Annotated in this window: 21 protein-coding genes; 6 read left to right on the forward strand and 15 right to left on the reverse strand. The window is 70.5% G+C overall.

Annotated elements, in window-relative coordinates; all coding sequences use genetic code 11:
- Positions 1–173: 173 nt before the first annotated feature.
- The gene (gene hemW / locus STROP_RS17355; RefSeq protein WP_012014664.1) at positions 174–1,397 is read right to left on the reverse strand and encodes a radical SAM family heme chaperone HemW; all 1,224 of its coding nucleotides are present in this window, start codon (positions 1,395–1,397) and stop codon (positions 174–176) included.
- A gap of 19 nt (positions 1,398–1,416) precedes the next feature.
- Here hemW and STROP_RS17360 point away from each other — a divergent pair, with 19 nt between their 5' ends.
- Together STROP_RS17360 and STROP_RS17365 are read left to right on the forward strand one after the other, a co-directional pair.
- Positions 1,417–2,199, forward strand: a complete 783-nt coding sequence (locus tag STROP_RS17360) for an enoyl-CoA hydratase-related protein (RefSeq protein WP_012014665.1) — start codon at positions 1,417–1,419, stop codon at positions 2,197–2,199.
- A 165-nt stretch (positions 2,200–2,364) separates the two neighbouring features.
- Positions 2,365–3,225 (forward strand): hypothetical protein, encoded by an 861-nt coding sequence (locus STROP_RS17365; RefSeq protein WP_018831705.1) that lies wholly within the window; start codon positions 2,365–2,367, stop codon positions 3,223–3,225.
- 57 nt (positions 3,226–3,282) lie between these two features.
- Here the strand turns inward: STROP_RS17365 and STROP_RS25825 are convergent, their stop codons facing one another.
- From STROP_RS25825 to STROP_RS17385, 4 genes are all read right to left on the reverse strand, one after another.
- Positions 3,283–3,564: a hypothetical protein gene (locus STROP_RS25825; protein ID WP_020678976.1), complete on the reverse strand. Its 282-nt coding sequence runs from the start codon at positions 3,562–3,564 to the stop codon at positions 3,283–3,285.
- A 105-nt stretch (positions 3,565–3,669) separates the two neighbouring features.
- The gene (locus tag STROP_RS17375) at positions 3,670–3,954 is read right to left on the reverse strand and encodes a GlsB/YeaQ/YmgE family stress response membrane protein (protein WP_012014667.1); all 285 of its coding nucleotides are present in this window, start codon (positions 3,952–3,954) and stop codon (positions 3,670–3,672) included.
- Positions 3,955–4,118: 164 nt separating this feature from the next.
- Positions 4,119–5,999, reverse strand: coding sequence for a translation elongation factor 4 (gene lepA, locus STROP_RS17380; protein WP_028569111.1), 1,881 nt, complete (start codon positions 5,997–5,999; stop codon positions 4,119–4,121).
- A gap of 196 nt (positions 6,000–6,195) precedes the next feature.
- Complete coding sequence (locus STROP_RS17385; RefSeq protein WP_026275479.1) at positions 6,196–6,732, reverse strand: DUF4240 domain-containing protein; 537 nt, start codon at positions 6,730–6,732, stop codon at positions 6,196–6,198.
- A 178-nt stretch (positions 6,733–6,910) separates the two neighbouring features.
- On the opposite strand from STROP_RS17385, the gene STROP_RS17390 reads away from it, so the two are divergent.
- A complete protein-coding gene (locus tag STROP_RS17390; RefSeq protein ID WP_026275478.1) occupies positions 6,911–7,972 on the forward strand; it encodes a phosphotransferase family protein in 1,062 nt (353 codons plus the stop codon).
- 185 nt (positions 7,973–8,157) lie between these two features.
- Positions 8,158–8,424 (forward strand): 30S ribosomal protein S20, encoded by a 267-nt coding sequence (rpsT, locus tag STROP_RS17395; RefSeq protein ID WP_012014671.1) that lies wholly within the window; start codon positions 8,158–8,160, stop codon positions 8,422–8,424.
- 77 nt (positions 8,425–8,501) lie between these two features.
- Here the strand turns inward: rpsT and STROP_RS17400 are convergent, their stop codons facing one another.
- From STROP_RS17400 to pepN, 10 genes are all read right to left on the reverse strand, one after another.
- The gene (locus STROP_RS17400; protein WP_012014672.1) at positions 8,502–8,942 is read right to left on the reverse strand and encodes a hypothetical protein; all 441 of its coding nucleotides are present in this window, start codon (positions 8,940–8,942) and stop codon (positions 8,502–8,504) included.
- Positions 8,939–9,919 (reverse strand): DNA polymerase III subunit delta, encoded by a 981-nt coding sequence (holA, locus tag STROP_RS17405; RefSeq protein ID WP_012014673.1) that lies wholly within the window; start codon positions 9,917–9,919, stop codon positions 8,939–8,941. Before holA ends, STROP_RS17400 begins: the two co-directional genes overlap by 4 nt.
- Positions 9,920–10,032: 113 nt before the next feature.
- Positions 10,033–12,453, reverse strand: coding sequence for a ComEC/Rec2 family competence protein (locus STROP_RS17410; protein ID WP_012014674.1), 2,421 nt, complete (start codon positions 12,451–12,453; stop codon positions 10,033–10,035).
- Entirely contained in the window at positions 12,450–13,292 is an 843-nt protein-coding gene (locus STROP_RS17415) for a ComEA family DNA-binding protein (protein WP_012014675.1), read from the reverse strand. The genes STROP_RS17410 and STROP_RS17415 overlap by 4 nt, the downstream gene beginning before the upstream one ends.
- A gap of 155 nt (positions 13,293–13,447) precedes the next feature.
- Positions 13,448–14,308: a DegV family protein gene (locus tag STROP_RS17420; RefSeq protein ID WP_012014676.1), complete on the reverse strand. Its 861-nt coding sequence runs from the start codon at positions 14,306–14,308 to the stop codon at positions 13,448–13,450.
- A 236-nt stretch (positions 14,309–14,544) separates the two neighbouring features.
- Entirely contained in the window at positions 14,545–15,129 is a 585-nt protein-coding gene (locus STROP_RS17425) for a hypothetical protein (protein ID WP_012014677.1), read from the reverse strand.
- 365 nt (positions 15,130–15,494) lie between these two features.
- The gene (locus STROP_RS17430; protein ID WP_012014678.1) at positions 15,495–16,115 is read right to left on the reverse strand and encodes a histidine phosphatase family protein; all 621 of its coding nucleotides are present in this window, start codon (positions 16,113–16,115) and stop codon (positions 15,495–15,497) included.
- Positions 16,112–16,510, reverse strand: coding sequence for a ribosome silencing factor (gene rsfS / locus STROP_RS17435; RefSeq protein ID WP_012014679.1), 399 nt, complete (start codon positions 16,508–16,510; stop codon positions 16,112–16,114). The genes STROP_RS17430 and rsfS overlap by 4 nt, the downstream gene beginning before the upstream one ends.
- A gap of 109 nt (positions 16,511–16,619) precedes the next feature.
- The gene (nadD, locus tag STROP_RS17440; protein ID WP_018831788.1) at positions 16,620–17,216 is read right to left on the reverse strand and encodes a nicotinate-nucleotide adenylyltransferase; all 597 of its coding nucleotides are present in this window, start codon (positions 17,214–17,216) and stop codon (positions 16,620–16,622) included.
- A 141-nt stretch (positions 17,217–17,357) separates the two neighbouring features.
- Positions 17,358–19,871, reverse strand: coding sequence for an aminopeptidase N (gene pepN / locus STROP_RS17445; RefSeq protein ID WP_012014681.1), 2,514 nt, complete (start codon positions 19,869–19,871; stop codon positions 17,358–17,360).
- A 65-nt stretch (positions 19,872–19,936) separates the two neighbouring features.
- On the opposite strand from pepN, the gene STROP_RS17450 reads away from it, so the two are divergent.
- Together STROP_RS17450 and STROP_RS17455 are read left to right on the forward strand one after the other, a co-directional pair.
- Positions 19,937–20,155 (forward strand): DUF397 domain-containing protein, encoded by a 219-nt coding sequence (locus STROP_RS17450; protein ID WP_012014682.1) that lies wholly within the window; start codon positions 19,937–19,939, stop codon positions 20,153–20,155.
- A complete protein-coding gene (locus STROP_RS17455) occupies positions 20,118–20,441 on the forward strand; it encodes a hypothetical protein (protein WP_012014683.1) in 324 nt (107 codons plus the stop codon). The genes STROP_RS17450 and STROP_RS17455 overlap by 38 nt, the downstream gene beginning before the upstream one ends.
- Positions 20,442–20,495 lie beyond the last annotated feature (54 nt).

Raw genomic sequence — 20,495 nt, forward strand, 5'->3', positions numbered from 1 at the left:
GCCGGATCCCGACTGACCGGGTTCCGGCCGGTCGGCTCCGCTGCTGCCAGGTCCCACCGCCGTCGCGGTCCACGCACGCACCGATCAATCCGTCCGACCCGCCCATACTGACTTCAAGACCGACATTTCGGGTGGTTCGTGGCCACCGGTCGGCGAGGACCGGAAGTCGCCGATCAGCCGAGCAGGTCCCGCACCACCGCGTCAGCGAGCAGCCGACCGCGCAGGGTCAACACCGCCCGACCGTCGCCGTACGCCGCCTCGGCCAGCAGACCTGCCGCCCGGGCCCGATCGGCACCGGCACGGCCGACGGGGTCCAGCACGTCCAGCGGCAGGCCTGCGGCGAGCCGGAGACGCAGCATGACGTCCTCCAGGTACGCCTCGTCGGCGGTCAACACTTCCCGGGCCAAGCCCGGCGACGCCCCCGCCGCGAGCCGTTGCGCGTACGCCGTGGGGTGTTTGACATTCCACCAGCGCACCCCACCGACGTGGCTGTGCGCCCCCGGGCCGAGACCCCACCAGTTGCCGCCAGTCCAGTACAAGAGGTTGTGCCGGCACCGGGCAGCCGGCGTCCGCGACCAGTTGGAGACCTCGTACCAGGAGAAGCCGGCCGCATCGAGGGCCGCCTCCGCGGCCAGGTAGCGGTCCGCGGCGACGTCGTCACAGGGCTGCGCCACCTCACCCCGCCGCACCTGGGCCGCGAGCCGGGTCCCCTCCTCCACGATCAGGGAGTATGCGCTGACGTGGTCCACCCCCGCGGCGACCACCTCGTCGAGCGAGGCGGCGAAGTCGGCCGCACTCTCCCCCGGCGTCCCGTAGATCAGGTCCAGGTTGACGTGGTCGAACCCGGCCTCCCGGGCCTCCCCGGCGGCGGCGATGGCCCGGCCGGCGCTGTGCCGCCGGTCCAGGATCGCGAGCACCCCGGGCGACGCGGACTGCATCCCCAGCGAAATCCTCGTGTAGCCGGCGGCCCGCAGTGCGGCGAGGGATCGCGGGGTGACCGACTCCGGGTTGGCCTCCGTGGTGACCTCCGCGTCGGTGGCCAGTCCCCAGGTGCGGTCGATCGCGTCGAGAATTCGCGCGAGGTCCGCGGCGGGCAGCAGAGTGGGGGTGCCGCCGCCGACGAAGACCGTGTCGACCCGGGACGGGCGGTTCTCGCCCAGCACCCGGGCAGCCAACGCGAGTTCGGCGAGGACGGTGTCGGCGTACTCCTCCCGGCTGGCGCCACCACCCAGCTCCGCCGCCGTGTAGGTATTGAAATCGCAGTACCCACATCGGCTGGCGCAGAAGGGGACGTGTACGTACACGCCGAACCCCCGCGCTCCCACCGAGGTCAGGGCGGCTGTGGGCAGCGATCCATCCACGGGGATGGTCTCGCCTGCTGGTAGGAGACCGGGCATGGCCACTAGTGTGCCCGGCATGACCTCTCCCGACGCGCTGGTGCGAACCGTCACGGCCGGCGGGGTGACCACCCTCACCCTGGACAGCCCGCACAACCGCAACGCGCTCTCCACTCCGCTGATGACCCAGCTGCTCGACGGGCTCGCCACGGCGGTCGCCGACGACACCGTACGCGCGGTCGTGCTGGACCACTCCGGACCGGTCTTCTGCTCCGGTGCCGACCTGAAGGAGACCGCCGCCGCGTACGCCAGCGGGACGGTGCCGGCCGGGATGCTCGGTGACGTGCTCGCCGCCGTCTGGGAGTGCCCGAAGCCGGTGGTGGCGCGGGTCGCCGGGCCGGCACGGGCCGGCGGACTGGGCCTGATCGCCGCGGCCGACCTGGCGGTCTGCGCCCAGGAGGCGACGTTTGCGTTCACCGAGGTACGGATCGGGGTCATCCCAGCGGTGATCTCGGCGACCGTCCTGCCCCGGCTGCGGCCCCGCGCCGCGGCCGAGCTGTATCTGACCGGTGACACCTTCGACGGGCAACGGGCCGCCGACGTCGGTCTGGTCACCGCGGCGGTGCCGCTGGCAGAGCTGGACGCCGCCGTGGCCCGCTACTGCGACTCGCTGGTCCGGGGCGCACCCGGCGCGCTGGCGGGGGCCAAGCAGCTGCTCCGCCGCCCCACGGTGGACGACCTGCGGGGCGAGCTCGCTAGTCTGGCAGCGCTCTCCACCGACTACTTCCTCTCCGTGGAGGGCCGGGAGGGCGTGACCGCATTCCGGGAGAAGCGGCCAGCGAGCTGGGTACCGGGCGAGTAGGCCCGGGTTTCTGGCCGGCTCGGCACGGGAAGTCGCTGGCGCCAACCGCCGGCTCGACGCACCGTCAGCCGAACCGACCGAGCGCCTCGGGCGGCACCGCCCGGGCTGGCCGGCGGCCCACCGGTCACACGGGGCTTACGCTTGTCGGACTCGTCGAAACAGGGGGTGCAGGTGCGGACTCGGGCAGTCGTGGCGACTGGTGTCGTCCTCGTGCTCGTCGCGATGGTCGGGCTCTTCGTCGCCTTCCAGCACATCGCGGGCGGGCTTCGGTTCCCGTTCGCCGGGCGGAGCTGCACGGTTCAGGCAGCCGGCCAGGTCGAGCTGGATGCCGGCCAGATGGCCAATGCAGCGACGATCGCGGCTATCGGTGCGCAGCGCGGTATGCCGGAACGCGCGGTCGTGGTGGCGCTGGCGACCGCATACCAGGAATCGGGGCTGCGCAACCTGGCCGGCGGCGACCGAGACTCGGTGGGCCTGTTCCAGCAACGGCCCAGCCAGGGCTGGGGCTCGCCGGCCGAGATCCGGGACCCGCGTTACGCCACGAACACCTTCTACGCTGCGCTGGCGAAGGTGCGCGACTGGGAAGAGATGCGGGTCACCGATGCCGCCCAGACGGTGCAGCGGTCGGCCTTTCCGGAGGCGTACCAGAAGTGGGCGGACGAGTCGGAGGTGCTGAGCCGGGCTCTGCTCGGTCAGACCAGCGGGGCGGTGGCCTGCGCCGTCAGCGACAATTCAGAGCGCCGCGGCGCCGCGGCGACCGCGGCACTGACCCAGGGGCTCGCCCTGGACTGGGGGCTCGCCCCCGAAGCCGCGGCAGCCGGCCCGGACCGGCTGACCGTGACCGTGGACGACGAGCAGGGCGGCTGGCGGTACGCGCACTGGCTGGTGTCACACGCCCAGGACAACGGAGTCCAACTGGTCCGCTTCCAAGGGCTACAGTGGACTGCGGAGAAGGGCGTCTGGGACCCGGTAGCCGGCAAGCAGAACCCGACCCAGGTGGTTGCCGAGGTCCTCGACGCTTCCTGAGGTCAACCGACTAGCCAGCTGATCTGGCTCGAGAAGCCAGCCAGTCGATGCCGGCTGTCAGCCCTGGACCTGCCAACTGCCGGCGAAGGCCATGGCGGCCTTACCGTGCACACGGTGGCTCCGCCAGCCGCTGCTGGCTGGAACGAGACCGACGCCCGAACCCTCGCCACCGGCACGCGCCGCCTGGACCTTCTTCGGCGCCTCGCTACCCTCGCCCATCATCCAGAATGCCAGCTCGCTCCGGTCGGCTGCCGCGTCCGAGCCCACACAAGCCGACAGCACCATCGCGGCCGAAGCCACAACGGCGGTGACCGGGGCCAACCGCTTCCACCTGTTCACGCCGTTTCCCCCTCGCACGGCCGGCGCAGAGCTTCTGCGCCGCATGGTAGGAAAAATTCCGTTACGGCAGGGGCGCCAGTCAGCGGACTCCCGCAGGACACCGGATCACCGGTGGGCACTGCCACGGCGCCCGCCCACGCGCGCCACCACGGCCACCGCGACAGCGGCGAAAGTGACCTGGAGCAGCAGCTCACGCCAGTCGAATCCGTCGGCATCGGCGAAGCCGACGGATCGGGCGACGATCGCCCCGAGCAACGCGGCACCGACACCGATCAGGAGGTGCAGCCAGCCGGGCATATCCTGCCGCCCCGGCACAACCAGACGGCCCAGCGCACCGACGATCAGACCGACGAGCAGTGTGGTGAGGATGCCGGAGACGGTCAGCTCCACGGTCGTTCTCCTCTGCCGGGAAGGGCGAGTCCGGTGTGACCGGCGGCGCGGTGGTGCACCGTTCCCGACCTGAGGAGCCCCAAACCGGCCCGTCTACCGCAGCCGCACCGGGCACCGGCGCCTCGGACCGACGTCGGGTGCCCGCTGCGCCCCGGCGGCCGCGCTCACTTCTTACCGGGCGTCTTGCCGCCGCCTCCGGAGTCTGCGGAGAGCGCGGCGATGAATGCCTCCTGCGGAACCTCGACCCGGCCCACCATCTTCATCCGCTTCTTGCCCTCCTTCTGCTTCTCCAGCAGCTTGCGCTTGCGGCTGATGTCACCGCCGTAGCACTTCGCCAGGACGTCCTTGCGGATCGCGCGGATCGTCTCACGGGCGATCACCCGGCTGCCGATCGCCGCCTGGATGGGCACCTCGAACTGCTGACGGGGGATCAGGGAGCGCAACTTCGCGGCGATGGTGGTGCCGTAGGCGTACGCCTTGTCCTTGTGCACGATCGCACTGAACGCGTCAACCGGCTCACCGTGCAGCAGGATGTCCACCTTGACCAGGTCGGAGGACTGCTCGCCGGAGGGCTCGTAGTCCAGCGACGCGTACCCCTTGGTGCGGCTCTTGAGCTGATCGAAGAAGTCGAAAATAATTTCTGCCAGCGGCAGCGTGTAGCGCAGCTCCACCCGGTCGGCGGAGAGGTAGTCCATGCCAAGTAGCGTGCCGCGGCGGCCCTGGCAGAGCTCCATGACCGCGCCGACAAAGTCGTTCGGGGTCAACACCGTGGCGCGCACCACCGGCTCGTACACCTCGGCGATCTTGCCGGTCGGGTACTCGCTCGGGTTGGTCACCACGACCTCCTCGCCGTCCTCGTTGATGGCCCGGTAGACCACGTTCGGCGCGGTGGAGATCAGGTCGAGGTTGAACTCCCGCTCCAGCCGCTCCCGGATGATCTCCAGGTGCAGCAGGCCGAGAAAGCCGCAGCGAAAGCCGAAACCGAGCGCACCGGAGGTCTCCGGTTCGTAGGTCAGCGCCGCGTCATTGAGCTTGAGCCTGTCCAACGCGTCGCGCAGGTTCGGGTAGTCCGACCCGTCGATCGGGTAGAGGCCGGAGTAGACCATCGGCTTTGGGTCCTTGTACCCGCCGAGCGGCTCACCCGCCGGCCGCGCGTTGATGGTGACGGTGTCGCCGACCCGCGACTGCCGGACGTCCTTCACGCCGGTGATCAGATACCCCACCTCGCCGACGCCGAGGGCATCCGCCTTGACCATCTCCGGGGAGATCACACCGATCTCCAGCAGCTCGTGGACCGCACCGGTGGACATCATCTTGATCCGGTCCCGGGCGCTGATCCGCCCGTCGACCACCCGGACGTAGGTGACCACGCCCCGGTAGACGTCGTACACGGAGTCGAAGATCATTGCCCGGGCCGACGACTCCGCCACACCGACCGGCGGGGTGAACTGCCGCACGATCTCGTCAAGCAGAAACGGCACGCCCTCGCCGGTCTTGCCGGAGACCCGGATACAGTCCGCCGGATCGCCACCGATCAGGTGGGCCAGCTCCTCGGCGTACTTCTCCGGCTGCGCCGCCGGCAGGTCGATCTTGTTGAGCACCGGAATGATGTGCAGGTCGTTCTCGAGCGCCAGGTAGAGGTTGGCCAGGGTCTGTGCCTCGATGCCCTGGGCGGCGTCCACCAGCAGGATCGCACCCTCACAGGCCGCCAGGGAACGGGACACCTCGTAGGTGAAGTCGACGTGCCCCGGGGTGTCGATCATGTTGAGTACGGCGCTCTCGCCGACCCGCTCCCCCTCCCGGATCGCCCACGGCATCCGGACGGCCTGACTCTTGATGGTGATCCCGCGCTCCCGCTCGATGTCCATCCGATCGAGGTATTGCGCCCGCATCTGTCGGGGGTCGACCACACCGGTGAGCTGCAACATCCGGTCGGCCAGGGTCGACTTCCCATGATCGATGTGGGCGATGATGCAGAAGTTCCGGATACGCGCCGGTTCGGTGGCACCAGGAGTGTTCGCGCCGGAATCGAGCGTCGGTGGCACAGCGGTCCGTTCTGGTCGACTGACGTTGAGCAGGCCGGCGCGGCACCGGCCCCCTCTATGCTCCCACGCCACGCTCGCGGGTCCGCTGCGCGGGCAAACCCGAGCACCCCCGCTGGCGAACCCGGCGTACTCGCCGGCAGGCCGGACTGTTCGCCCGGGCAGCTCGGCGAATCGCTGAAGGCTGGACGGGACCCGCCTACTCGCCCGGCGGCTCGACGAAGAGGGCCGCGAGCTTCGGGAGCCGACGGCGAGCCTCCTCCGCGTCGTCGAAGTCCCAGAAGTCGTTCAGGTCCGGCACCGGGATCGGGTCCCGGTGTGCCGGCAGCTCGGCCGCGGTCGCCTTCCGGTACGCCTCCCAGGGCACCGCCAGCATTCGGGCGCAGGCGAACTCCTCGCCCGACAACGACGCGGTCCGTACCGGCGGCAGCTCGGCCAGCGAGTCCGGCTCGGCGACGGCGCGCGCGAACACGTCGCGCCCTTGGGTCATCAGCCAGCCACGAAAGTTATGGAAGTCGTCGTCGGAGATACCTCCGTTGATCAGGTACGCCGCGCCCCACAGGTCCACCCGGTGGGAGGCGGCCAACACCCGGGCCTGGTGCCGCGTGTATCCGAGGATCTCCTCCGGCTCCCGCGTCGCCAGCAGGGCGACGGCCCGAACGGCGACCGCGTCCGGCCCTCCCCCCTCCCCCACCCGGGCCTGGTCAATCAGCTGCCAGAAGTCGTCGGTCCGCATGGCCCGGCAGTCTTCCAGAACTCGCCGATGATGGGGTGTCCAACGACCCTGCCGAGTCCGCCGACCTGGGACGGCCAGCGACATCCGTCTTTCCTTCGTCGACACATTGCCTGCTTTACCCGGTGGACTCGCAAATCCGTACGACACTGGGAAGATGCCGAGTTCACCCCCGCACCCCGTGGCCACCCGCCGACCCGGCTGGTCCGACCTGCCAGTGGGTATGCGAGCAGCCCTCGCCGACCGTCTCGGCGCCCCCGTGGTCGCCACCCGCGCCGCGACCGCCGGCTTCACCCGTGGCTTCGCCGGGGTGCTGTCCGCCGCCGACGGCGGCCGGGTCTTCGTCAAGGCCGCGCCCCGCGACTCCCACCTGGCCAACTGGTACTGGCGGGAAGCAGCGGTTCTCGACCGGCTCCCGGCTGGGCTGCCGGCACCCCGAACCCGCTGGACCCTGGCGGAATCCGGCTGGTTCGCCGTCGCCCTCGACGCGGTCGACGGCTACCCGCCCGGACGCCCGTCGGGGCCGTCGGAGTTGGCCACCATTCTGACCGCGTACGCGGATGTCGCCGCCGCCCTGAACCCACCGCCCAGCGACCTCGCCGCGCTCAACCCGCCGCACCTGGCCGACCTGGCCCAGGCCGACATTCTCCGCTGGGGTGACGTGGCAGCCGGCCGGGAGGCCCCTCCGCCGCTGCCGGTCGGGCTCGAGCAGCGACTGCCCGAACTGGTCGGGCTCGAGTCCCGGCTCCCGGGGTACCTCGCCCCGGCGTCCGGGTTGATCCACGGCGACCTGCGGCCGGACAACGTGCTCCTCACCCCACACGGGCAGGTGTGGTTCTGCGACTGGACCTGGCTGTGCCGCGGTCCGGCCTGGTTTGATCTGGTCACACTCCTTCTCGGGGGGCATGGCGTGGAGCAGCAGGAGGTCACTGTCGCAGCGCTGGCCGTAGCCGGCGGCACGAGCTCACCGACCGGCCCGGCAAGCTCCGCCTTCCCGGAGGCCACCGTCGGAACGGCGCCCGCCCTGACCACCGACTGGCTGGACGCCGCCTTCGCGGCCCATCCGGCTGCCGCCGACGCCCCTCCGGATGCCCTGGATGTCACGCTGGCGGCGCTGGCCGGCTACTTCCTCACCACCGCAGCCGTGGTGCCGGAGACCGCGACCGAGCAGCTCGTGGCCCACCAACGCCACAGCGGCGTGTACGCGCTCGACTGGCTCGCCCGCCGCCAGGGCTGGAGCTGAGCCCTACTGGACGAAGAGCTCCGCCGCCTCACCGTAAAGCTCCGCCGCCTCACTATGCCCGTCGATGGCCTGGAGGCGGCTTTGGCTCCACCCGAGCGACCTGGTAGCCTGGCTCTTCGCGCAGCGATGACGCATGCTCGCCGCGCGGATGCAGACCAACCCGAGCTATCAGACGAGGCTGTCGCGTGGCGAACATCAAGTCCCAGATCAAGCGCAACCGGCAGAACGAGAAGCGCCGGCTGCGTAACAAGTCGGTCAAGTCGTCGCTGAAGACCGCCATCCGCAAGTTCCACGAGGCCGCCGAGACCGGTGACGTGGAGAAGGCGACGGTTCTCATGCGCGATGCCGCCCGCAAGCTGGACAAGGCCGCCAGTAAGGGCGTTATCCACGCCAACCAGGCTGCGAACCGTAAGTCGGCTATCGCCAAGCGCGTGGCGTCGTTCTCCGCCTGACCCAGCCATACCAGGTTAGGTCGAAACCCCGGTCCGATCCGGTCCGGGGTTTTGACCTGTTTGCCGTCCGCCGACGTTCAGCGATCGGTCGGGGGCACCTCTCGCGCTGCGGCCGGAATCGTCTCCCCGGGGGACTCCAGGGCGGACTGGACGACGACGCCGGGCACGCTGTGCCAGATCCAGCCAACCCGCGCGGTGCCGACCACCGGTTCCATCTGGTGACGGAATCGGTCCCGCTCCTGGTCGGGCACGAGAGCCGCGGAGCGGACGACCCGCGCCGCCACCACGTCGTTGACTTTCACCATCACCGCGACCATCGCCGGCAGCACCAGCACTGACCACCAGCTGACCAGTTCAGCGAGTGCCAGCAGCGCCGCCAGCGCGACGGCCCCCTCGAAGAAGACGAAGCAGAGCACCCCGCCGGGGTTGACGAACCGCAGCCCCAGGAGGCGCGCGTACAACGGCCGGTGTCGGTCCTCCTCCGCGACCAGCGTGGCCCAGGATCTCGGTCCGGTCACCGGACGCCGCCCTGCCGCGCCGCGGCCACCGAGAAGACGGCCCGCTCCAGGGCGTACGCCCGATCGTCCGAGCCACCCTTGACGGCCGCGTTGCACTCGGCCGCGGCCCGCATGGCCTGCACCAGGCCCTCCGGCGTCCAACCACGGCTCTGCCGCTGCGCCCGCTCGATCTTCCAGGCCGGCATACCGAGGGTGCTGGCTAGCTGGTAGGGGCTCCCCCGTCCGGCGGAGGCGACCCGGGCCACGGTTCGCACGCCGTCGGCGAGAGCATCAGCAATCGGCACCGGGTCAACACCGACGTGCAACGCCCAACGCAGCGCCTCCAGCGCGGCCGGCACATCGCCCACCATTGTCGCATCGGCGACAGTGAAGCCGGACACCTCGACCCGCCCGCGGTAGTAACGGGCCACCGTCTCCGGACTGATCTTCCCGTCAGTGTCGGCCATCAACTGCGAGCAGGCGGCCGCGAGTTCACGCAGGTCGTTACCGACCGCCGCGATGAGTGCCTCGGCGGCGGAGTCGGTACACCGGCCACCCGCGCGCCGAAACTCGTCGCGGACGAACGCCACCCGGTCCCGGTGCCCCTTCAGCCGGGCAGCCGGAACAACGGTCGCGCCGGCCGCCTTCAGCCCGTCCGCGAACGCCTTGCCCTTGGCCGCACCGAGGTGAAGCACGACCAGCTGCACATCGGGGTCGGGGCTTTTCGCGTAGCCGAGGAGGGCCGCCGCCAGATCCTTTCGCGCGTCCTGGCCGGACCGCAGGATCAATAGCCGCCGTCCGCCGAAGAGCGACGGACTGAGCATCTCCGCGATCTCACCGACGGTGAGGGAGCCGGCGTGATATTCGCGGACGTCCACATCCGGATCGACACTCCGACCCTGGGCGACCGCCTCGGTGACCGCGCGAGTAGCGAGAAGTTCCTCGTCACCGAGGACGAGCAGGATCGGAGCGAGGCTGTCGGCGGTCACGCCGCCCATATTCGCATGGTCGGCCGGGCGCGCCAGCCCGGTCGTCCGCCCTCCGATGCCAGAGCCCGCACTCAGCGCAAATCAAGACTTTTACGGCTGTTTCAGCTTGAAAGCCGATATAACTAACGCATCGACGAGCTCTCCGGGCCCCGAGCGACGACGGCCAACCCGGACGGTCGGGTCACCACCGCAACGTCCCCATCAAGGTCGGTACGGAGGACCCGCGCACCGTCCCGGGCAAGACGATCCAGCACCGACGCATCCGGATGCCCATAGGTGTTCTCCCGGCCGACCGGGACCACCGCCACCAGCGGACGGATCGCGTCGAGAAACGCCGGATCCTGATACGCCGACCCGTGGTGAGCGACCTTCAACACATGCGCGCGGAGCCCGCCGTCCGGCGCACGATCGAGCAGAGCCCGCTGCTCCTCGATCTCCGCATCTCCCGTCAACAGGATTCGCACCCCGTTGACGGTGGCCAGCAGGACAAGCGAGTTGTTGTTCGGATCCGAACGGGTACCCCGCTGCGGAGCCGGTGGGCCCACGACCGTCAACTCCACCGCGCCAGCCCGATAGTCCCAACCGACCGGGACAGAGATCAACTCGGCGGACCCCGCCGACGCCGCGACCCGGACCAGGTCCCGACCGAACGCCGGCTCCGGCCACGAAGGAACCAGCACCGCCGCGACCCGCCGCCCCCGGAAGACACCCGCCACCCCACCGACGTGGTCGTGATGGAAATGACTGATCACCAACAGCGGCACCTCCCGCACACCCAGCCGACGCAGACAACGATCCACCGCACCCGGCTCCGCCCCGGCGTCCACCACCACGCCCCGTCCCGGACCAGCCGACAGGACCAACGCATCACCCTGACCGACCGCACATGCCACCACCACCCACCCCGCCGGCGGCCACCCAGCAGCCACCAGTCGCACCGGCAACGCACCGAGCACAGCCGCCACGGCGATCACCGCCACGAGCCGACGCACCACCCGACGGCGAACCGCCACCAGCAAGGCCAGCGTCAGCCCCGCCAGCAGTAGCGCACCTCCAACCCCGGCCGGCCACGGCAACCCGCCCGCCGGCACCCGCGCCCCGTAATACGCCACCGTGACCAGCCACCACGCCGGCCAACTCGCCAACCACGCCAGAAACTCGGCACCAGCCGACCACAGCGGCGACAACGCCGCCGCCACGACACCGAGCACCGTGGCCGGCGCGACAGCCGGCACCACCAACAGGTTCGCCGGAACCGCGACCACACTCACCGTGCCCGATATCCCCGCGACCACCGGCGCGCAGGCCAACTGCGCGGCAGCCGGCACCGCCAACGCCTCCGCAACCCCCGCCGGCACCCGACGCCGACGTAACGCATCCCGCCACCGCGGCGCCAACAACAACAACCCACCAGTAGCGAGAACAGAGAGGGCGAAACCAAGATCCCCGGCCAGCTCAGGATCGACGAGCACAAGCACAGTCACCGCCGCGGCCAGAGCCGGCAACGCTGCCCGCGGACGGCCTGCAGCAAGCGCAGCCAGCCCGATCGCCCCCATCGCCGCCGCCCGCACCACACTCGGCGACGGACGAACCAGGATCACAAAACCCACCAACGCGACCACACACAACCCCGCAGCCAGCCACGGACCAGCCCGACCCCAACGCGCCAGCAGCAACACCGCACCAACAATGATCGCGACGTTGGATCCGGAAACCGCTGTCAGGTGGGTCATCCCGGTGGCGAGGAAGTCCTCCCGCACTGAGTCAGGTAGCCGACTCGTGTCACCCACCACCAGGCCGGGCAGCAGGCCACCCCGCTCGTCCGGTAGCGGCTCGCAGGCTTCCTGGAGACCGGTGCGGAGCGTGCCGGCGGCACGCTGCAAGCCTGGCGGCGACCCGTGTGGGGCCGGGGCCCGGGTCGACCACAGGACCGCGGCAGTCAGATCGCCGCCCCGCGGAGCAGCGAGCCGGCCCTCAGCGGTCAGCCGCTGTCCCGGCAGCAGCTCTCGCCAGGCCGGGTCGGTAGCGAAGACCAGCATCCGGACCCGAGCCTCGACCCGGTGCCCGGCGAGACCGGTGAATCGGGTCGACTCCGCTGCCACCAGGAACGTGGCGGGCCGCCCAGAACCGGTTCGGACCAGCCGGGGGTCGTCCCGGATGACCAGGTCGACGGTTACGACGGCCCGCTCCTCGACAAGGGCACGCACCGGGGTGGCGTCCCGCACCGCTACCCGGGCGGCGGTGACGCTCGCCCCGCACACCACACCGAGCAGGACGGCGATGGCCGTCCAGCCGTACCGACGGACCGATGCGGGCGGCCGGCCAAGAAGCCCATGTAGGTAGGCCCCGCCGCCGGCGGCCACCACGGCAGCGATCGCGGCGACGAGCAGCGATGCCCTGGCCGGCAGGTACAGGCCGGCCAACGCGGCCAGCCACGCGGCGACGGCCAGGCCAGCCAGCCGTAGGTCCGGCGGGTCGGATGCGTTCGGCGGAGCTGCCCGACGAGTGGTACCAGGTCGCTGCCCGTCGCCGTGGCTTCTCACACCGTCACCAAGTCCTTGAGCTGCTCGTACCGGGTGTCGCCGATGCCACCGACCTGGCGCAGGTCGCTGACCGATCGGAAGCCGCCGTGCTGTTGACGGTGGTCGAGGATGCGCTGCGCGAGCACCGGGCCGACTCCGGGCAACGTGTCGAGCTGCGCCAGGCTGGCGGTGTTGAGGTTGACCTTGCCTCCGGGCCCCACTCCCGCCTCCCCACCGGGGGCGACGCCGCCAGCGGGGGCTGCCCCCGGTGGCGCGGTGACACCGATCAGGATGAGTTCCCCATCGGTTACCTTCCGGGCCGGATTGAACAGAGCGACATCGACTCCGGGCAGCGCCCCACCGGCCGCCTGCACCGCGTCGGCGACCCGGGCACCGGCCGGCACCCGGACAAGTCCCGGCCGGCGGACCTTACCGGCGACCGCCACCACCAGCTCACCGCCCGCCTCCGTCGGGCCGACGGAGGCGGGCGGGCCGACCGGCGTCACCTCTGCGACCGGCGCGACCGGCTCGATCTGTGGCCGGGACTGCCACGCCCAGAAGCCCGCCCCGAGCACCACCAGCACGGCGACGACGGCCAGTGCCCGTACCCCGCGCCGCCCCGGATCGAACGCGCCCGGCCCCGGCAACACCCGACTCGACCGTTCTCCATCCGGCTGGGTGGACGAAACCGGTTCCTCCTCCGCCCCGTCCGGCGGGGTGCGTAGCGGACCGGCCGGCGCCTCCGGTCGCGTCAGCACCGCCGGGGCCTCCGCCACCGGCAGGCCGGGGCCGGACAGCTCGCCCGCTGGCAGCACTCGGTGCAGGCGGTCCCGGACCACCTTCTCCTCGTCGTATGGCACAGCGGGACGCTAGGCCGACCGGCGGGGTGGACGCCCTCCGCACGAGGCTCCGCTGTGGATGAGAGCGTGTCTGTGGACAGCCCCTTGACCATGGTCTCGATGTGCTACCGATCGCACCTCCGACAGCCCATCCGTCGGGACGGGCAGCAGCCGTGTCAGTCTCCGGCTGGCGGACGGCGATGCACGACCACGCAGGCCAGGCCGGGCCCCGCATGCGCGGCGACCACCGCACCGGCCTCCGAGACGTAGGTGCTCCGCAGGCAGTCACCGAGCCGCGCGGCCAACGCCGCCTGGAGTGCCTCGGCGCGCTGCGGTGCCGCGAGATGGTGCAGAGCCAGGTCAACATCGGCATCCCCGGCGGCCTCGACAGCGAGGTCTACCAGACGGGCGATGCCCCGGCTGGCGGTGCGCACCCGGTCCCGGAGGACGATCACGCCGTCTGGCATGTGCATGATCGGCTTCACTGAGAGAGCAGTGCCGAGCAACGCCGAGGCGGCGTTGATCCGGCCACCCCGACGGAGGAACTCCAGCGTGTCGACGTAGAAGTAGACGGTGGTCCGCGCTATGGCCCGCTCGGCAACGATACGAGCCGCGGTCAGGTCGGCACCGGCCGCCGCGGCCTCGGTAGCAGCCAGCGCGGGAAATCCGATGCCCATGCCGCAGGAGCGGCTGTCCACCACCGCCACTCGGTCGCCGAACTCCGCGGCGGCCAGGCGCGCGGACTCGACAGTGCCGGAGAGCCCTGCGGACAGATGCACCGAGACGATGCCGTCGGCACCACCGTCGAGAAGCCGGCGGTACGCGCGCACAAACTGCGCGGGGGCCGGCCGGGAGGTGTTGACCGACACCCGCCGCCCACTCAGGGCTCGGGTAGCGTCGGCGGGGAAGGTCTCCACCCCCTCCCGCCCTTCCACTCCGTTGAGCACGACGGTCAAGGGCACCACCGTTAGCTGGTGCATGGCCAGCAGCCCAGGGGGAAGGTAGGCGGTGGAGTCGGTGACAACCGCGACGGGCATGCCGGAACGCTAGCCGATGCTGACCGGCACCGCCGAGGCGAATCAGGTCAGAGCCGTCAAGCAGCGGCCGTAGCCCGCGCGTTTTCGGGACCGGTGGAATCGACGGTCTACCGCCGATCAGCTCTACACCATCAAATTCAGCTCTACACCATCAAAATCACTGTTGGCCGGCACCCGGGTCGGGTGCCGGCCAACAACGTGTTTCCCCTTTGTGGGTGTGGTCTATAGGTGCTGGGTCAGCTGGTCCAGTGCTCGGCCACGAGGTCGGCGGCCTGGGTCTCCCACTGGGCGTAGTGGAACGGGTACGCCGACACCTGCACCGTCTGGGCGGCCTCGGTCAACGGCATCTCCTGCCAACCCTCAACCTGCTTCAGACCGTCCAGGAACGCGGTGGTGGAGTAGGCGGGGTCGGTGATCTGCTCCACCGTGCCCCAGCCGGAGGACGGGCGCTGCTGGAACAGGCCCTGCGAGTCGTGGTCGTTGCGGTCACCCAGGTGACCCAGGTTCTCCAGCTTCGACTCCTGCAAACTGGTCGCGATCGCCACGACGGCGGCCCGCTCGTCCATCCCGGCGGCCTTCGTGGCCTCGATGATGGCCTTGACGTTCGACACCTGCTCGTCACCCAGGCTGATCCGTGACTGCTCGCCCTGGGTGCCGTGCGGGATCAGGGTGTCCAGGTCCGGCTTCGCGACCTGCACCGCCGCGGCCGAAGCCGAGGCCGGGGTGCTGTCGGTGTAGGTGGCCAGGGGACCGGCGACGACACCGGTGGACAGGGCCAGACCAGCAACACCCAGGACGCTACGACGCAGAATCGTGTTCATCAGGTGTGCTCCATTCGGGGGTCGACACCCACACACATCCCGAAAAGGGGGTCGGGAGCGGGGTGCAAGCACCGTCCGGCGCTCAACAGAACAAACGAAAGAAGATCCTCAGACGACCGCGGCCCTGGACGGGCTCACACGACGCCGGGTCCAGATGTAACGACCGGCCGGCCCCCATCATTCCCGGGGCACACGCACAGGCGACACCCGCCGGAGCGGGGCGCTTCCTCGGCCGTACGCAGGGTGTAACGCCCCGACGCCCGCCGAGATTCCACCACCACCGCACCCCCAAACCAGCATGTATCGCGCATTCAGGGATTTACGGGATGAAACCCGCACGGGTCCGAAATCTGGTGAGGGTGACTTCAAGCGGATTCGGCGTCGTCACGGGGCCCAATGTTGTGTGCCCGCAGACGCCAGCCCCGTAGCTCGTCGTGCCACAGCTCGGTCCAGTGGCAGTTGCGCAACGAGTCGATCGTACGCAGCACGGCGGGCTCCCAGCCGAGTAGCTGACCGATGCCCTGTCGCGCGCCACCAGCATGGGTGGCGACCACCACCGTCCCACCGACGACGGTGTCGGCGGCCTCCTGGAACGCGACACCCAGCCGCTTACCGAGGTCGTCCAGGGTCTCGATGCCGGCTCCTGGGTCCGGGTCACCGGCCCGCCAGCGGGCGTACTCGTCCGGGTACTGGTCGGCCGCCTCGGTGAGCCGCAGCCCCTGCCAGGGCCCGAAGTGCCGTTCCCGTAGCCGTGCGTCGGTGTGGACCGACAGCCCGGTCAGGGCGGCCAGAGCAGCGGCCGTGTCAGCTGCCCGCCGCAGGTCACTGGCGAAGATCGCGTCGGGGTGGAACGCGGCGAGCAGCTGAGCGGCAGCACGTGCCTGATCCCGGCCGAGGTCGTTCAGGGAGACGTCGGTCTGCCCCTGCACGCGGCCGCTGGCGTTCCAGTCCGTGTTGCCGTGCCGCCAGACAATCAGCCGAGTCATTCGACCGCGCCGGGCTCAGCGGCGGCGAGATCGCGGTCAACGAAGGGAATCTGTGGGCAGTCCTTCCAGAGCCGGTCCAATGCGTAGAACTCGCGCTCCTCAGAGTGCTGGACGTGCACGACGATGTCCACGTAGTCGAGCAGCACCCAACGACCGCCCCGCTCTCCCTCACGCCGGACCGGCTTGGCCTTCTCCGGCAGCTGGAGCAGGCGCTCCTCGATCGCGTCGACGATGGCGAGCACCTGACGCTCGTTCGGGGCGGCGGCGAGCAGGAACGCGTCGGTGATGGCGAGCTGCTCACCCACATCGATGATGACGATGTCCTGCGCTCTCTTGTCGGCGGCAGCCTGGGCGGCGGCGGTCGCCAGCTCGTGTGCGCGTTCGGAAACTGTCACCGTTCTCCTTCGATCATGCGTGCGACCCTCCAAGCGTCTCACATGAAAGGGCGACACGGCCGGTCGGTTACGGCGCGTCCGGGCAGGAACGGCCCCAGACCGGGGCGGATCACTGCTGGTAGAGACGCCGTTTTGCGATGTACTGCACCACACCGTCGGGCACCAGGTACCACAACGGTGCGCTCCGGGAGACCCGAGCACGGCAGTCGGTGGAGGAGATCGCCATCGCGGGCACCTGCACCAGGCTTACCGTGTCGGCGGGCAGGTGCGCGTCGGACAACCTGAAGCCGGGCCGGGTCACCCCGATGAAGTGGGCCAGCTCGAAGGCCTCGTCCAGGTCCTTCCAGGAGAGGATCTTCTCCAACGCGTCCGCGCCGGTGATGAAGAAGAGCTGCACCTTGGCACCGCACACCGCCCGCAGGTCACGCAGCGTGTCGATGGTGTAGGTGGGGCCACTGCGGTCGATATCGACCCGACTGACCTGGAAACGAGGGTTGGAGGCGGTGGCGATGACCGTCATCAGGTATCGGTCCTCGGCGGGGCTGACCGGCTCATCCGCCTTCTGCCACGGCTGCCCGGTGGGGACGAAGATGACCTCGTCCAGCCCGAAACGGTCGGCCACCTCGCTCGCCGCGACCAGGTGCCCGTGGTGGATCGGGTCAAATGTGCCGCCCATGATCCCGACCCGCCGGATGTCTTCCTCCACCCCGTGATCTTAAACCGACCGTGGCCAGCCCCGTCCCCGCCCCGGCTTCCCCGCCGCCCAGCGCCGAAGCAGCTCCGACTGAGCGTGGGACTGCTCACGGCCGGATACGTCCGCGCCCGCACCGACCCTGGCCCGCGCCCCTCAGGCGTCAACCGCCGCGACGGCGGTCCGGGCGACCAGTGCCCGGCGCAGATCGTCGTCCGCGTCGATCACCGCCCGACGAAGGCCCCGGGTGAGATCCCTCCGGGCGAGCAGCTCCGCGACGCCCTCCCGGGTGCTCTGCGCGACGGCATAGCGCGGGAACGCCAGCTCCGCGATCCGCTCCGCCATCCGGGGGGTACGCAGTCGCGAGGCGGCCGGCATGTCGGCAAGGTAGCGCCCCACGTACGGAGCGGTCAGCGTCGCCTGCTCCGGCTGCCAGAAGCCCTCTGCGGTGGCCTCGACCACGCGGTTTGAGCTTTCGGTATCCGCCACGATGATCTTCCAGGCGGCCTGTTTGGCCGCCGGGTCGGGCAGGGCCGCACGACAACGGGCGGCCCGCTCGCCACCGGTGGCGCTCGGGTCGGCCGCCGCCTCGGCGGCGATCTCCGCCGCGCCGGCCCCACCCAGCGCCACCAGCCGCCCCAGCACCGCCCACCGCAGCTCCGCGTCGATCGCGAGACCCGGCGGCCCGACCTGGCCGGCCAGCCAGCCAGCCAACCGGTCCACGTCGCCGGTCGCGGCCACCCATCCCCGGGCCGCGGCAAGCTGAAGCGAACCACCGGGCGGCGCGGTGGCCAGCAGCTGCCCGGTGGCCACCGAGACCAGAGCGAGGGCCGCCTCGCGGGCGGACGGGGCGAGGTAGCGGTCGATCAGCGATCGGCTGATCGCGACCACATCCTCGACGATCACCACCTCGGTCTCGGCCAGTAGCGCGGTGGCGATCAGCTGCACCAGCTCCGTCACCGGCCGTTCCCCATCGGTGACGGCGTCCAGTTCGGCTCCCCAGAGCAGCGCCCGCGCGAGCGAATCGGCCAGGCGGGGCAGCAGCAGCGGCACCGCGTCCGCCGAGGCCGGATCCAGCCGGATCTTGGCGAAGGTCAGGTCGCCGGCGTTCGGCAGCAGCAGCTGGGCGGCCCGCTGCCCGGCCAGGTCGGCGAGCACCGTGCGACCACCGTCGACGGACGGCTCAAGATCTACCAGCCGGTGCTCCACCGTGCCGTCGGCGGCATACCGGGCGAGGCCAACCCGGTGCGGGCGCAGCACCGGATGGGAATCCGGTGCGCTCTGCACCAGGGCCACCTCGGTGTACCGACCATCGACATCGACCGACACCTTCGTACGCAGCGTGTTGACCTGCGCGGTACGCAACCAGCACCGGGCCCAGCCGGTCAGGTCGCGCCCGCTGGCCGTGGTCAGGCTGGCCAGCAGATCTTCCAGGGTGGCATTGCCGAACCGGTGCTCGGCGAAGTACGCGTTCAGCCCGGCCAGGAAGTCCTCGTCGCCGAGCCAGGCCACGAGCTGGCGCAGCACCGCGGCACCCTTCGCGTACGAAATGCCGTCGAAGTTGAGCAGGCCCTGGGCGGCGTCGGTCACCTCCGCCGGGGCCACCGGGTGGGTGGACGGGCGCTGGTCGGCCGCGTACCCCCAGATCTTGCGCCGCATCGCGAAGGTCGTCCAACCCCGATCGAAACGGGTGGCCTCCGCGGTCACTCGGGTGGCCATGTACTCGGCGAACGACTCGTTCAACCACAGATCGTCCCACCACCGCATGGTGACCAGGTCCCCGAACCACATATGGGCCATCTCGTGCGCGATGGTGCTGGCCCGCCACTCGCGCTCGCTGTCGGTGACCGCGGATCGGAAGACGTAGTCGTCCCGGATCGTCACCAGCCCCGGATTCTCCATGGCTCCGGCGTTGAACTCCGGCACGAACGCCTGGTCGTACTTACCGAACGGGTACCGCTGCGCAAAGAGCTGGTGGTACCGGTCCAGGCACTGCTTCGTGATCGTGAGAATTTCGTCGATCTCCGAGTCCAGGTGCGCTGCGAGCGACCGGCGGCACCAGACGCCGAGCGGGATGCCGTCATGCTCGTCCCGGTGGACGTACCAGGGCCCGGCGATCAGCGAGACGAGGTACGTGGCCAACGGTACGGTCGGGGCGAACTCCCACCGGCCTGGACGCGGGGAGGCAGCCAGCACACCGTTCGCGGCGACGGTCCAGTGCTCGGGGGCGGTTACCGTAAGGGTGACCGGGGCCTTGAGGTCGGGTTGGTCGAACGCGGCGAAGATGCGCTGGGCCTGGTCGAGGAAGGACATGGCGTACAGGTAGGTCTCCCCGTCGGCCGGGTCGACAAAGCGGTGCATGCCCTCGCCGGTATTGGTGTACCCCATCTCCGCCTCGATCGTCAGCGTGTTCCGCTCGGCGAGGCCGGTCAGGGGCAGCCGGTTGTCGACCAGCATGGCGGGGTCAAGGTCGGTGTCGTTGATGCGGACCGAGCACAGCGTCTGCGGCCGGCATTCGACGAACGTCCGGGAGCCGGGGGTCGCCCGGAACCGGATGGTGACCTGCGAACGAAACCGTTCGTCGCCGGTCACGTCGAGGTCCACCTGATAGGACTCGACGGAAATCGCCGCGGCACGCGCGGTCGCCTCTACGCGGGTAAGGCTCGGCATCCGCTTATCCTGCCCGGTGGAGCAATACGAGTTGCCCCCAACCCACGGCACTGGAGGACTGGACCATGACGACGCACCCCAAGGGCGACTTCGATCTCTCGCGGGCCGTCTGGCAGCGGGCCGAGGGCGACACCTCCGAGGCCGCCGTCGAGGTCGCGTTCGTTGACGACCTGATCGGCATGCGCAACTCCGCCGAGCCGGATGGACCGGTACTCGTGTTCACCCAGGCCGAGTGGGACGCCTTCGTTGCCGGCGCCCAGGACGGCGAGTTCGACCTGGACTGATTCGATCGGACGCCACCACCTGGATCGATCTGCCCTGGACCGACTCGACCTGGACCGACTCGACCGACTCGACCTGGACCAACCCGGCCGGGACCAACCCGGCCGGGACCAACCCGGCCTGGATCGCCGCACAGCTGACCCGGCCCGTCGCTGCGCCGGCGAGGAGGTCCGGGTCGAGGAGGTCCGGGTCGAGGAGGTCCGGGTCGAGGAGGTCCGGGTCGAGGAGGTCCGGGTCGAGGAGGTCCGGGTCGAGGAGGTCCGAACTCCCGGCCGGCCACCGGTGTGATCCGCCGTTTGGCTGCGGAGTCAGCCAGCGGGGCCGGACAATGATGGATCGTCG

The sequence above is a fragment of the Salinispora tropica CNB-440 genome (assembly GCF_000016425.1).
Taxonomy (GTDB): Bacteria; Actinomycetota; Actinomycetes; order Mycobacteriales; family Micromonosporaceae; genus Micromonospora; species Micromonospora tropica.